The organism is Xanthocytophaga agilis (assembly GCF_030068605.1).
Classification (GTDB): domain Bacteria; phylum Bacteroidota; class Bacteroidia; order Cytophagales; family 172606-1; genus Xanthocytophaga; species Xanthocytophaga agilis.
Map to the genome: position 1 here is coordinate 85071 of NZ_JASJOU010000004.1, position 13912 is coordinate 98982.

Below are 13912 nucleotides of genomic sequence, written 5' to 3' on the forward strand. Positions count from 1 at the left end.
TCATCGTTCTATTTTTTACTATTCACTTTTTGAATTTATGGCATTTACCCTTGACCAGCTGAATTATGCTGCCAGCCAGGCATATACCTCTATGCAAAATGACACCTGGCTACAGGAACCCATTAAAGCTAATTTTTACAAAAGTCTGGAAGAACTGGTTGACTACATTTCAGGAAAAAGTACAGTAGCACCCACTATAACCCCAACACATCCCAGAGATGGATACTATTACATGCCTTTGCTGAAACTGGTAGATATTGGAAATCTGGATGAGCAGGATCAGAAGCTGATTAAAGTTTTTGCAGGGTCTAAAAATGCCCCTATGTTTATGTCTCCGATTCTGCAACAGATAGCTGATCAAATTCTGGCAGAAAAGGATGAAGATGGTTTGGTGAAGGCTATGGTTACCCTTCGCAAATTTGGTTTGACAGATGAAGCTGTCTTATTCTCACTGGCAGGAGTAGGAAGTGGAGCCACCAGCACAGCCTATTATATCTTCTTCTATGACCGACCTAAGCTGTTGGTGCATGCCGCCGGAAAATACATTGCTTCGATATTTCCGGAATACAAAGATAAAGTTGTAGATGCGTTTATTACCAAACATGCCAGTGCCGACTGGAGTGGAAGACTGATAGAATACCTGGCACAATATACCTCCTATGATTTGTCGGATTTTCTTTATTATACCAGTTATAGCACTACCTACCTATGTCTGGACAATGCTATCTATATCGCTACCTACAATCCGGAACTGCACGAAAAGGCTTTATTGGAGGCGTATGAGAACGGGAATACGTATGTTACAAAACCAGCTGTAAAATATTTTATTCTGCGGGCTATGGCCGACAAACTACCTGAGGTCTATCGCACAAAACAACTGGATGCTGCACGTACCTATCTGCAAACTCATATAACGGAAGGAAAAGGGCATTGGGGATACCAGGAGGCTTCCTTCTGGATGAGAGATCAGAGTGGACGCAACATACAGAAGATTGTGAGTCCTACCGCAATGGAAGATCTGTTTCAGTACGAACCGGAAAATGCTGCACAGATAGCCAGTGACTATCTGAGACAACTGAATATAGCTTTTATAAGTCCGGAAGTACTGCAGGTGATAGACAAACATATGGGCGAGAAGGCAGTAGCTGTGCTGGCATTGGGTCTGGAAACAGAAAAGGGTAATGGTACTACACTGAAAGCATTGCTTGAACTACTGGGCAAATACGACTATTCCCGCCATATAGATAAAGTATGGAACATCACCAAAGACAAGAGCAAAAGCATCCGGTTGATTGCTGCTACGGAACTGGCTAAGCTGGGTGAAGCTGCATTGCCGAAGTGCCAGGAACTGCTGAGTGCCAAATCAGCGGATGTGCGACAAACGGTAGCGGTTATTCTTTCCCGTATCAAAACCCCTGAAGCTGAAAAGATCCTCCTTGATACGGTAAACGCGGAGAAAAATGATGATACTCGGGATGTAATGATAGAGGCATTGGGAGAGAGACGATATCAGCATATGAATGAGCAGCAGATCACAGATATGATTCTGGCAGCACAGAAACGAGGCAAGCTCGATGCACCACTGGCTGACTGGCTGGATGAGAAAACCCTGCCTGCGTTAACATTTACGGCTTCGCTGAGCGTCGACAACCTGCTGGCAACACGCTTTCTGATGTATCGTATGAGCCGGGCCAAAGAGATACGGTCGGATGTAGAGGCTCGTCCGTTGCTTGCATTGATAGATAAAGCCAGTAGTGGAGCCTTTGCCAAAAAGCTTTTTTCACAGTTTATCGACAATGGGGGAGATGCCAAGCAGAAATATTGTCTGACACTGGCAGGTTTTCTGGGTGATGATAGTCTGGTAGATGTGATCCGGCCACAGATTAATAAGTGGGTAGAGTCTAACCGGGGCAAGATGGCTGAATATGGTGTAGTGGCTTTAGCACTGATAGGTACTAACAAAGCCTTACGGGCAGTAGAGTTTTTTAGTCGTAAGTATAAAACCAAATACTCCAATATTGGTACTGCAGCACTGAATGCCTTACAGGTTGCAGCCGAAGAACTGGGTATGGATATGAACGAACTGGCCGACAGCATTATTCCGGATTTTGGGTTTGAGAATATGTATAAAACCTTCAAAGCGGGTGAGGACGAATTCAGAGTATTTATCAACAAGGATTTTAAACTGGCCTTTCTGAACGAAGACAATAAGCTGCTTAAGTCTGCTCCAAAAAATACGCCCAAGCCCCTGCTGGATGAGTTTAAAGAGATTGGCAAGGAAGTGCGGGATGTGGTACGATCACAGTCGAGCCGGATGGAGTTGTATCTGGTAATTCAACGCAAATGGAAGCCTGAAAAGTGGCAAAGTTTCTTTGTGAACAACCCGATTATGTTTGTTTATGCCACTCATCTGCTTTGGGGTACATTTGATGCATCGGGCAAACTGTCACATACATTCTATTGTGCCGAAGATACGTCATTGCTCAACTTCCAGGACGAAGAGATTACCATTGCGGAAGATAGTATGGTAGGTATGGTGCATCCGCTGGATTTGTCAGAAGAAGAACGGGCGGCCTGGATACAGAAGTTTTATGAGGCAGGAATAGAACCCTTATTCCCACAGTTGCAGCGTCCATCTGTACTCCTGTCTGATACGGATAAAGAGCTAATGGAAGTCGAAGAATTTGCGGACAAAAAAGGCAATGCGGTACAGATAAAAGGTGCCTTTAAACGGTTTGGCTGGACAGCCTGGGAACTGGGTGATCATGGAGACATTTATTCGTTCTCAAAATCGTTTGACGAACTGGGTGTACAGGCGTTTATCGAAACCGGAGGTGGTTTGTTTATGGGATACACCGAAGATGGCTGGCTGGCAGAATTTGGAAAATGTTATTTCCGGAAGATGGCCGGCAACATTTATCAGTCTCCTAATCTGCCTCTGGGAGAGGTGCCACCTATCGTATATTCAGAAGCCCTAAGCGAACTCCGCCAGATTGTACCGCAAAAGGCTGAGTAGTTTTTGCTATTTACTCCATGCGCCTAATTAACAGTATTTATTGGTTACTGTGGATTAGGCGTATACATTTAATCGATACTTGTTAGGTAGGGAAATACTGATAGGTTACTTAATCGTCAGAAATCTGTTATATGATTATGAAGAAGGATATTCTGTTGCTTGTTGCCTTATGCCTTTCAATAAAACTGACTATCATGGCATAGAATGATTCGTGTAGTTAGATGTGGATGCCTATAGCACTGAAAATCCCTCTACTAAGCTTTCTCTCTATTAAGCTATATAGTGTCAATAGGAGTGAATATTAACCTAAAACCAGGTCATGAGAACAACCACATTTCTGCCAGAAGTCTTCCTTTCACAGATTTGATTACAAGAAAAGTAGATTTGGCTAAGACTGCTCTTTTATTCTTGCTCAATTTTGTAGGGTAAAAACATAAAGAACATGCAAGGAAACAAGAATAGTCTATTGCTTAGCCTCACGCTTAGCCTGTTTGGCATCTTATCAATTATCCAACTGGTAACCGCCCAATCAACGGGTAATCTAAAGGGTAGAATCATTGAACAATCTACCAAACAACCACTTGCAGGGGTAAGTGTATTACTGGACAATACCACATTTGGTGCAGTTACCGATACCGCCGGGATATTTTCAATCAAAACGATCCCAGCCGGATCTTACTCGCTTACTATCTCGATGGTTGGCTTTCAAACAAAAAAAATTAACGAAATTACGATTACCTCCAATAAAACGTATTATTCAGAATTTGAACTTTTAGAAGACATCGGGCAACTCAGTGAAGTTACGGTAGTTTCATTCAAAGGTGAGAATAATCCGTTGACACCCGTTTCCTCTTATTCTTTTTCAAGAGAAGAAATTTTTCGAAGCCCAGGGGCTCAAGGTGACATTATGAGGGCCTTATCTGTGCTACCAGGTGTAGTGAGTAGCGGTGCTCAGTTTTCAGCCATTGCTGCCAGAGGACAAGGTACTCAGGATAATATTTATATGGTAGATGATATGCCCATGTTTAATCTGTCTCATTTAGAAGCCGAGGGATTTAACTCGGGTTTCAATGATCCGAATGGCGGCAGGTTTAGCATTTTTGCGCCAAGAATTATCGACAACGTGCAATTTCAAAACGGTGGCTTTGATGCTGTTTATGGGAGGAAATCATCATCCTATCTAAGTCTTGGTATCAAAGAGGGCAACAAAGCATCCTGGTCTTTCGGCGGGCAGTTTGATTTGCTTGGTGCCACATTGATTGCTGACGGGCCGATCTCACCAAAAACAAGCCTATTTACTTCCGGACGCTATCATAATTTTGCAGCCCTGCAAAATGTACTCAACATACAAAACCCCAGTTTTATAAGTTTTGGTGATTATCTTCTAAAGACGACAACCCAGATTAATGTAAAGAATAAGCTCTCACTCGTAGTTATGTATAATCCTGAAAGCACCCACCGGAATATAGATGCTATTGGCGGAGAGACTAACCTTAATGAGGATAACAGTGCGGGCACTGTACTGTGGAATCATCGGGGAAGCAAAGCGATTGCAGGTTTTAACCTGCAAACATTAACCAGTACGAGCAGCTACTGGAAAAATATATTGTATTACCGATCCTCTACCGTGGATAATAATTTTGGAAGATTTTCCCCCTCACTCAGTTCCGGAGGCGATATCATTAATCCCAGATCCGGAAGATACGAGGATAAGCTCAGAAGCATTAAAAACAATCAGCAGGAAATAGGTTACCGCTCTATTTATACAAAACATTACGATAATCTGACGGTAACGGCTGGAATAGATGCCATGGTACTGAACCTTGACTACCGGAGAACGCTCAGTCGTATTGACACCGTCTATACCTTCCGAAGTACGGATGTCAGGCCGAGCCCGTCACAATACTATCAGATAGTAGATCCCTCCCAATTCAATTCGGTCTATAACAAAAGTACCTTCAATGGCTCAGGTTACATTGCTTTGTCTTGGACAATTTCCCCACGCTTCACCCTTAATCCTGGTATACGTTATGATTTTACAGGCTTCTCTGATGAGCATACCGTTTCGCCTCGTCTCAGTGGATCGTTTGCGTTGAATGACAAGCACAGCATTAATTTTGCAACTGGCCTGTATTATCAGGATGCGGCTTATGCTGATGTTGCCGGCCAATCAGAAAAGAATAAGATTAATAATGAAAGAGTTATACAATCCATTTTAGGGTATAAACTTCAATTCTCACCAGATCTCAAACTGGTTGTGGAGGGTTGGCACAAACAATTTAACAACCTTGTGGTGCAACCCAACCGCATGCAAAGTTTTCTGACAAATACTGGAGATGGCTATGCGTATGGTGCCGATATTAGCCTGGTTAAAAGATTATCCCGCAAATACTATGGCCAGATCGGCTACTCATATATGGTAAGCAAAAGGGATGACCATACTACGTTAGGAGAATACAACTACATCTTCAGCATTCCACACACACTCAACATTCTTGCCAGTTACAAGCCTACTGACAAGTGGATATTCTCCGGGAAATTTCGTTACAGCACAGGTCGCCCGACAGATGAATACATAGTTTATTCGGATGTGCTCAACGATCCCAACAAAATTCGGTATGGCCAACAAATTACTGCTGTTAATGGCAGAAGGCTTGCCGACTACTTCAGCCTGGATATACGGGTAGATTACTACGTTCCCATGAAACGTGGTACGTTCTCCGCCTTCCTTGACCTGGTCAATGTCACCAACCGGTTCAATGTAAACTCAGAGATTTTTTTACCGGAAACAGGCCGAACTTTCAATATTGGACTGGGCGTATTCCCAACGTTTGGAGTAAGGGTAGATCTATAATTTAATCACCCTTGGCCCATAGCTCATACAGCACTTATTCACAATAAATTTAAGAAAAAATGGAACTAACCAATAATACCGTCCTGATTACAGGCGGAACAAGTGGTTTTGGATATGAGTTTGCCGCCAGACTCATTGAATTGGGGAATACCGTGATCATTACTGGCAGAAACGTCCAAAAACTTCAGGAAACAAAACAGAAACTGCCTGTAGTACATACCATACAAAGTGATGTGAGCAAACCTGGAGAGATCAGCCATTTGTATAACAGAGTTATCAGTGAATTCCCACAGCTTAATATACTGATCAACAATGCCGGAGAAATGCGCAAGCTGAGTTTGCATCATAACCACGACCTGACTGACCTTACCCGGGAAATAGAAATTAACTTAATGGGACCTATACGCATGGTACAGGAGTTTTTGCCACATTTGCGAATACAGAAAAATGCTGTCATTCTCAATGTAACTTCGGGCATCGCCCTTATGCCTCTTCCCATAGCGCCCATCTACAGTGCCAGTAAGTCAGGCCTTCGCTGGTACACTCAAGCATTGCGGGTACAGTTAAAAAATACCCGGATTAAAGTGATTGAGCTAGTAGCCCCTGGCAGTTCGACACCATTAAACGAAAAGTTCAGGAATGAAGAAGGATTTGATTCCAACAGGTTGATGGCACCTGAAAAAATTGTGGAGCAGGCAATCAAAGGAATGAAAAGTGATAAAGACGAAATATATCCCGGACTGGCAAAAGTGATACAAATAGTGAGCCGAATTGCCCCCAAATTCATAATGGCACAGGCTGGAAAGATGGGAGCTTCATTCATGTATGCCAATCAATAGATTATTCACCTTGTAAATAAGTAGGTAATGCGTATGAAAAGAATCACCTGGCTGGCTGGTGTCCTATGGACTTTAGTGGTCAGCTCGTCTGCTCAGTCTTTGTCAGCAGACAAAATCATTGGCATATGGCTAACAGAAGACAAAGATTTGAAAATAGAGACTTTCAAATCAGGGAATACCTATAACCTGAAAGCTGTACTGAAAAGTACGGACACTCTTGAAACACGAGGCTATAAAGGTGTTCCCATGATGGGTAAAACATTTAAATGGACACGGCAACAATGAAAAACCAGAACGAACCCATAGTACTATCCGATGACCGTGTCTGGGTGTCTGGCTGGCGGAGAATGGCCTTATTAACTACCCTTCTGCTGGTAAGTATTTTTAGTCAGATAGACCGGATACTGCCTTTTATTCTGGCCGAATCTATCAAAGTCGATCTGCGGCTTAGCGATACACAGCTTGGATTGATAACCGGCTTAGCGTTTTCACTTTGTTATTCACTGGCATCTTTGCCACTGGCCCGTATGGCGGACAAGGGATGGGCCAACCGGATTTTGCTGGGGTGTATTTTGCTCTGGAGTGTGATGACAAGCCTTGGTGGCTGGGCAACCGGATTTGTTACACTGGCACTTTCACGGGTAGGCGTTGCGCTTGGCGAAGCAGGAGGAACACCCGCCAGCCATGCGCTGATTGTACAGAAAATTCCATCTCAGATCCGTGGACGGGCTATCGGTCTGTTTGCTATGGGTATTCCGTTGGGTACCATGCTGGGGTTTGCTATAGGTGGCTGGGCCAGTGACACGATAGGCTGGCGCTACGCGCTTTTTAGTGCAGGCATGTTCGGTCTGGTAATAGTGATTTTGGTATTGTTATTTATAGGTAAATCCAGCACGATAGAACAAAGTAAGAACGATAACTTTTTCGCAGCAAGCAGAGTCCTATTATCAAAGCCTGCATTCGCCTGGATGTTTATAGCTGCTAACCTGTTGGGATTTGCATCTGCTCCTTTTTATGCGTTTGGTGCTCCGTTCCTGATTCGGACGCATGGGTTAACAGCAAGTCAGGTAGGTATTTCATTCGGACTCCTGCAAGGGCTGATGGGGATTGCGGGTACGCTTCTGGGCGGCCGAATTTTTGACAACGCCGTTAATCGTGGATCAGGCAGGTTACTGAATCCGCCAGCCATTGCCTTTAGCATAGCCTCAATGACCACTCTGGTAGCGCTGTTTATCCCAGTAAGCTGGCTATCTATAGCCTTGCTTGTACCTGCCATGTTTTCATTTGCCTTCCTGCTGCCGCACGCGTTTGGTGCAGGCCATTTGGTAGCTGGCCCGGGTCAGCAGGCATTAGCTTCCGGATTACTTATGTTGGGTTCGGGCCTGTTGCCAGCCGCATTGTCACCGCTTTTGGTGGGAATGATCAGTGATATTGCCACGGCTGCAAATCATGAAAATGGCTTGCAGATAGGTATGCTCGTGGTGCCGGTATTCAGTCTGCTGTCGGGCATTGTCTGTTTCATTGTAAGCCGGAAGATAGATACTTCTTTGAATACATAAGTCCTTACATAAAGAGATGAGAGGAAAAAGACGGAGGAGAAAGAATAACGTTTTGATAGTCAATGCTTTATGATTGGTTGTCTTAGGTTTATTTCTGTACACCTACTTGTTTTCAAGTGGTTTGAACCAAGCTGCCCCTAATATAGGGACACACAGGCCTCGGTGGAAAAACACTAAATACTGAGGACATAACCAGATTCTGCCAATGAGTGGTATTATATGAGAGTGTACTGTATCGGCAACTATATTCCTCATGAAGCCAAACCCTTGAGGGGGCTACTCCATAGGCATGACGGCAACCCTCAGATACTGTAAAACAATCTTTAATAAACATCATGGAAACATATCACGACTACGTAATCAAAGACGGGAAGTTTATTGGAAAGTTTGATGAAATGTATGCAAAATTTGATGATCCCTGGACACAATCCTTGCAACCCAATAAATATTCTCGAATAGCTGGTATTCTGCATTTGAAAGCACATAACATTCGCAGTGTACTCGAATGTGGCTGTGGATTGGGATATTATGCCAACTGGATACGGCAGGAAACTAATATCACTCCCAAAAGTATCGACATTTCTCCTATGGCGATAGAAAGAGCGAGAAAGACATTTCCAAACCTGGATTTTGAAATTTCCAACATTGTTTCTGACCTCACGAATTACAAAAATTACGATTGTGTGCTGTTTTCTGAAATTGTCTGGTATATACTTCCCGATCTGGACAACGTATTAAAAACACTCCAAAAGCACTTTGCTGACAAGTATCTTATTGTAAATCAGGTTTTCTACAAAGGTTCCCAAAAATACGGCAATGCATATTTCACCAATTTGCAGGAATTCATAAATTATGTGCCCTTCACTTTGTTGGGCCGGTGTGAAGCAACCCTGAGACAGGAGACAACCGTTGAAACGTCTACCATTTTTAAAATATCAAAAGCACAATGAAAGTCTTAAAGTATCTTACTTATGGCAGTTTCCATTTTTTTACATGTGAGACATGGCTGGACAGCGTTGCATTTTGGCAATGATCCTGATCAGGTAAAAATGATGACAGAATTGGGTGTTAACAAAACATATGTTCCAGTGATAGGTGTAATCTTGCTCATCCTGGCTGTATTAATTTTGCTACCACAAACATTTTTTATTGGTAACTTGCTAAATGCTTTTTCTATTCTGATCATAATGGCGTTGGCATTAAATGCCAATAATGTCAGGATGGCATTGATTGAAATACCATTTCTGGCACTACCACTAGGGTTAATCTGGTTGAAATATCCTTTTCAATTCACAAAATAATGGAGACTAAAAAGATCATTCGAATAAAAACGATACATGAAGGACATCGAATGCAGCAACTTCCGATGCCTGCCCATCCATTAATCAGCATCATCGATACTTCGGATTTGAAAGGTGCTCCGGGTGTCAGTATAGTATTGGATTTTTATACAATTTCCATGAAACGAAATTGTGACGGATTTATCTATGGGCATCAGCCCTATGACTTTGATGGAGGACTTATGGCATTTATGGGTCCAAACCAGGTGATGCAAGGAAGACCTGGCGGACCCAACCCTGCCATGACAGGCTGGATGTTGTTTGTGCATCCCGATTTTTTGTGGAATACACCACTTGCCAAAAAAATTAAGGAATATGAATACTTTAGCTATGCAATAAACGAGGCGTTGTTTTTATCTGAAAAAGAAGAAGCGATCATTAATGAGATTATCAAAAATATTAAGCACGAGTCTAATGCTAATATTGATAACTTTAGTCAGAGTATCATTATTGCGCATCTGGAAACCTTGTTTAGTTATGCTGAGCGGTTTTATAACCGACAATTTATTACTAGAAAAAAGGCCAGTCATCAACTTCTGAATCGTTTGGAAGAATTGCTTACCAATTACTTCAATAATGAGGATCTGCTATCAAAAGGATTACCCTCTGTTGAATATATTGCCAATAATTTAAACGTGTCACCCAGCTATTTAAGTGGTTTACTCAAAGCATTGACAGGGCAGAGTACTCAGCAGCATATTCATGAAAAACTGATTGAAAAGGCTAAGGAAAGATTGTCGACAACGAACCTTTCTATAAGCGAAATTGCTTACGAATTAGGATTTGAACATCCGCAATCTTTTTCAAAACTCTTTAAAATCAAAACTAATCTTTCGCCTATAGAATTCAGACAATCCTTTAATTAATCTTTCTGCAAGAGACAACTGCTAACCAAACAGGTTCGAACATACATTCGAACCTGTTGTTTTTATACAGCCTTCTAATCCGGCTCTGATGGCGGTTATTGACAAGATTAATGCATGCTGGGGAGCAGGGATAGTGTTTCTGGCATCCAACGGAACAGCTCAAGCCTGGCAGATGCCTTCGATGATGCATAAAAATCACACAAAAAGCCTGTATGAAGGTCATAGAAAAGAGGATAGAATCAGAATGAATAAAATCTGACTCGGGCCGATTGAAAAAAAATATCCAGAAGACAGTTCGTTTTAAAGTATATAAAGCCTGAGATATCAGGCTTTATATATATAGACTTTTTAACATCATTGCAAGCACAGACAAACTTCCACTATCACATGAGAGCAGTATTATAGAACATGCCTGCCTGGTACTACTTTGTTAAATTATAGACAGAAAACGTTATATCTCACTTATTTTAATAGTAGGAACTTTAACAGCGTTAGGCCCTTTTCGATAGATATGTATTTGCCGGGATTTCCGGCTATTGCAACCTGTTTGCACACCGACGTGGCTGGTGTAGCACTATCATTCTCCAGCTTTTTTATTGGTCTGGCAGCGGGGCAACTATTGTACGGACCGCTATTAGACAAATTTGGACGTAAAAAGCCGTTGTTTGTTGGGTTAAGTATTTACATCATTGTCTCTATTGGCTGTGCGATGGTTACTACACTAGATGAACTGATTGTTTTGCGTGTGATTCAGGCTATAGGAAGTTGCGCGGCGGCGGTAGCATCTATGGCCATGGTACGCGACCTGTTTCCAGTCAATGAGAATGCCAAAGTTTTTGCGCTGCTCATGTTGGTAGTAGGTGCATCGCCCATGGTGGCCCCTACTATTGGTGGCTATGTAACGGCAGGACCCGGATGGCAGTGGGTATTTATCATACTAGCCATGATGGCTGTTTTTATTTTGGTAGCCGTACTTCTTGTGTTGCCAGATACCTATAGATTAGCACTATTATGTCACTAATACTTCAAAAAGCTTAACATAAGCAAGTACATAACAGAGCATGTCTAAAATTATTTTGTAAAGGCTGCAAAAGCATCTTTTAGGCTGCGCCTTCGCCTATTTATCAACCCATAGTCGCTGGCTATGTTGCAATTGAGTTATAGGTAAATAACTTGACTCGCTCTAAAATTTGCTCTTTTCGCCTCTTTAATGTGTCTAATTTAAACATCCTCTAAAACAAAAACCTGCCTAAAAGATGTAAGTCAATCCAGGCAGGTTTTTTATTTTTCAGAGCTACTATTTTTTCAGATGTTTATCCAGAAATGTAAGTACTCCTTCATATGCTTTTATTTCGTTGTCTTTCTTTACAAATCCGTGGCCTTCGTCATCAAACACGATGTATTCCACGGGAACATTATTCTTCTTTACAGCCGCCACAATCTCATCTGATTCTACTTTTAATACTCTTGGATCGTTCTTTCCTTGAATGACAAGCAAAGGCTTTTTGATTCTTTGGGTATGGAACAGAGGTGATTTGTTATAAAGAGCAACAGAATCTGTAGCCGGATTCCCCATCTCCTTATACAGTGCATCTTTGAAAGAACCCCACCAGGGTGGAATACTTTTTAATGTCCGCAACCAATTGGCAACGCCAAAGATATCAACACCGACTTTAAACTCTTCTGGAGCAAATGTCAAAGCTGCCAGGGTCATATATCCGCCATAGCTTCCTCCCATTATACCTATTCGCGTTGTGTCTACCCAAGGTAATGAGGCTAAATATTTCTTTGAAGCAATACAGTCTTTCAAATCAGCATCTCCATGTTTTTGGTCATCAGCTGTGAAGAAGGTTTTTCCATATCCTGAACTTCCTCTGTTATTTACTGCCAGGATTGCATACCCATGATTGACTAGATATTGAATCATAGGAGAATAATTGAGTCGCGTCTGACCTCCTGGTCCTCCGTGAATCATCAGCATTACAGGAACTTTCTGATCTTGCGTTGCTGTTTTGGGCTTATATAAAATATTGGGAATCTCCAGCCCATCATACGATTTAAACCGAACTACCTCTCCCTCTATCAAGTCAGTTGCTGCAATCTCTTTATTCATTGCATTGATTAATTCTTTATATTCGGTCGTTTCAAAGTTGTAAACATACAAGCTATTGGGTGATTTGGAACTACTTACATAAAATGCCATTTGCTTTTCTGAATCCGAAATAGTCACTCCTGTGATTTCGCCCGCTGGCAGAGAGGGTAATTTCACCAATTGATTGTCGACTGCTGTATAGATCTTAATTTGTGTTTTTGCATCATTGTTAATACCAATTACCTTGTATTTTCCTTTCTTTGAAAAGTACATATACGAAATATCCCACGGCTCTTCTGCCTCTTTCTGTGCCTTTCCACTTATCAGATCATAGCTTTTCAAGTACGCAAATTCACTTCTCTCATCTGTAGTGTAATATAGTTTTTTATTGTCGGGGCTAAAGGTTTGAGGGCTATTGGCAACATCTCCTGTATGTTTTGTAATCAAAGATGTCTTTTTCGTTTGTGCATCATAGATGTAAATATCGGTATTGCTTGTAGTTATTGACTTGTATAAGGCCAGATATCTTTTATCATCGGATATAGCTCCTACATCTAACCCTTGTTCATTCTTGTAGATAAGCTTTGACTGAAACTGTGTTACATCCATTTCATACAGATCAAAAAATTGAGGGTTTCTTTTGTTAGTCACATAAAAGAAACTTTTCTTATCCGCACTCCAACCGACAAATTCGGATTTTGCCGTTGTATCAGGAGTCAGGTTAGTGATTTTTCCATCCATATCCTTTTTATAGATGTTGGTTATTTCATTTCCTCCTTTATCACTTGAAAACAAGATGCGTTCGTCTGTTGGAAAATAGGAAATAGCAAATATGGAATTCGTTTTAGATTCCGTCTGTGCTTTGGGTGTCCCACCGGTCAAAGCTATTTCATAGGCATTAAATATTCCGGATTGGTTACTTGTAAATAATAATTTGGACTCATCCGGAGAAAATGAACTTCCGGAAAGCCTCACCGTATTCATAAATTGTGATATGGTATATTGTTTGGGTGGTGATGCAGAATCAGTGTTTTCACCTTTACTTTTTGGAGAAGTGCATTGCCAGAGTATGCCTGCACTCACTAATCCAATGATCAGATAAATGACTTTCTTATGCATAAGGAAACAGGTTAAGTAGTAGCTTTTTTGTGGAATGGTAAGATACAAATTATTCCATAAGCTTGTTTTGTTTTCGTGATTTGTTACTTCCACAGGTTGCCTGTCGCAAGGAGGGAAACTCAAAAAGAGAAGGAAAATTAGTGTCTTTCCAGGTAAGCTGTTGATAGTGTGAACTGTTTTGTTGTCTATACTATCAACAGCTTACCTTGGGATGGTAAACAGAACGA

General features: G+C 41.7%; 11 protein-coding genes. 10 read left to right on the forward strand and 1 reads right to left on the reverse strand.

Annotation, left to right across the window (positions count from 1 at the left end; genetic code table 11):
• Positions 1-37 precede the first annotated feature (37 nt).
• The 10 genes from QNI22_RS13515 to QNI22_RS13560 all read left to right on the forward strand — a co-directional run bounded on the left by QNI22_RS13515 (position 38) and on the right by QNI22_RS13560 (position 11495).
• Positions 38-3016, forward strand: coding sequence for a DUF4132 domain-containing protein (locus tag QNI22_RS13515; protein ID WP_314511265.1), 2979 nt, complete (start codon positions 38-40; stop codon positions 3014-3016).
• Positions 3017-3458: 442 nt separating this feature from the next.
• Positions 3459-5870 (forward strand): TonB-dependent receptor, encoded by a 2412-nt coding sequence (locus tag QNI22_RS13520; RefSeq protein ID WP_314511266.1) that lies wholly within the window; start codon positions 3459-3461, stop codon positions 5868-5870.
• 59 nt (positions 5871-5929) lie between these two features.
• Entirely contained in the window at positions 5930-6709 is a 780-nt protein-coding gene (locus tag QNI22_RS13525) for an SDR family oxidoreductase (RefSeq protein WP_314511267.1), read from the forward strand.
• 33 nt (positions 6710-6742) lie between these two features.
• Positions 6743-6994, forward strand: a complete 252-nt coding sequence (locus tag QNI22_RS13530) for a DUF2147 domain-containing protein (protein WP_314511270.1) — start codon at positions 6743-6745, stop codon at positions 6992-6994.
• A gap of 44 nt (positions 6995-7038) precedes the next feature.
• Positions 7039-8268 (forward strand): MFS transporter, encoded by a 1230-nt coding sequence (locus QNI22_RS13535; RefSeq protein WP_314511272.1) that lies wholly within the window; start codon positions 7039-7041, stop codon positions 8266-8268.
• Between the two features lie 335 nt (positions 8269-8603).
• Complete coding sequence (locus QNI22_RS13540) at positions 8604-9218, forward strand: class I SAM-dependent methyltransferase (protein WP_314511274.1); 615 nt, start codon at positions 8604-8606, stop codon at positions 9216-9218.
• A 21-nt stretch (positions 9219-9239) separates the two neighbouring features.
• On the forward strand, positions 9240-9569 hold the full coding sequence (locus QNI22_RS13545) for a DoxX family protein (protein ID WP_314511276.1): 330 nt from the start codon (positions 9240-9242) through the stop codon (positions 9567-9569).
• Positions 9569-10474 carry a helix-turn-helix domain-containing protein gene (locus tag QNI22_RS13550; RefSeq protein WP_314511277.1) on the forward strand — a complete coding sequence of 302 codons (906 nt, stop codon included), beginning with the start codon at positions 9569-9571 and terminating at the stop codon, positions 10472-10474. Before QNI22_RS13545 ends, QNI22_RS13550 begins: the two co-directional genes overlap by 1 nt.
• Before the next feature lie 88 nt (positions 10475-10562).
• Positions 10563-10733 (forward strand): DUF4113 domain-containing protein, encoded by a 171-nt coding sequence (locus tag QNI22_RS13555; protein ID WP_314511279.1) that lies wholly within the window; start codon positions 10563-10565, stop codon positions 10731-10733.
• A gap of 252 nt (positions 10734-10985) precedes the next feature.
• Entirely contained in the window at positions 10986-11495 is a 510-nt protein-coding gene (locus tag QNI22_RS13560; protein WP_314511281.1) for an MFS transporter, read from the forward strand.
• Positions 11496-11771: 276 nt separating this feature from the next.
• On the opposite strand, the gene QNI22_RS13565 is transcribed toward QNI22_RS13560, so the two are convergent.
• Entirely contained in the window at positions 11772-13685 is a 1914-nt protein-coding gene (locus tag QNI22_RS13565; protein WP_314511283.1) for a prolyl oligopeptidase family serine peptidase, read from the reverse strand.
• Between the last annotated feature and the right edge of the window lie 227 nt (positions 13686-13912).

Excerpts from the sequence above, each read along its gene's own strand:
- QNI22_RS13515 (WP_314511265.1), top strand. The coding sequence starts at position 38 with ATGGCATTTACCCTTGACCAGCTGAATTATGCTGCCAGCCAGGCATAT.
- QNI22_RS13520 (WP_314511266.1), top strand. The coding sequence starts at position 3,459 with ATGCAAGGAAACAAGAATAGTCTATTGCTTAGCCTCACGCTTAGCCTG.
- QNI22_RS13525 (WP_314511267.1), top strand. The coding sequence starts at position 5,930 with ATGGAACTAACCAATAATACCGTCCTGATTACAGGCGGAACAAGTGGT.
- QNI22_RS13530 (WP_314511270.1), top strand. The coding sequence starts at position 6,743 with ATGAAAAGAATCACCTGGCTGGCTGGTGTCCTATGGACTTTAGTGGTC.
- QNI22_RS13540 (WP_314511274.1), top strand. The coding sequence starts at position 8,604 with ATGGAAACATATCACGACTACGTAATCAAAGACGGGAAGTTTATTGGA.
- QNI22_RS13545 (WP_314511276.1), top strand. The coding sequence starts at position 9,240 with ATGGCAGTTTCCATTTTTTTACATGTGAGACATGGCTGGACAGCGTTG.
- QNI22_RS13550 (WP_314511277.1), top strand. The coding sequence starts at position 9,569 with ATGGAGACTAAAAAGATCATTCGAATAAAAACGATACATGAAGGACAT.
- QNI22_RS13555 (WP_314511279.1), top strand. The coding sequence starts at position 10,563 with ATGGCGGTTATTGACAAGATTAATGCATGCTGGGGAGCAGGGATAGTG.
- QNI22_RS13560 (WP_314511281.1), top strand. The coding sequence starts at position 10,986 with ATGTATTTGCCGGGATTTCCGGCTATTGCAACCTGTTTGCACACCGAC.
- QNI22_RS13565 (WP_314511283.1), bottom strand. The coding sequence starts at position 13,685 with ATGCATAAGAAAGTCATTTATCTGATCATTGGATTAGTGAGTGCAGGC.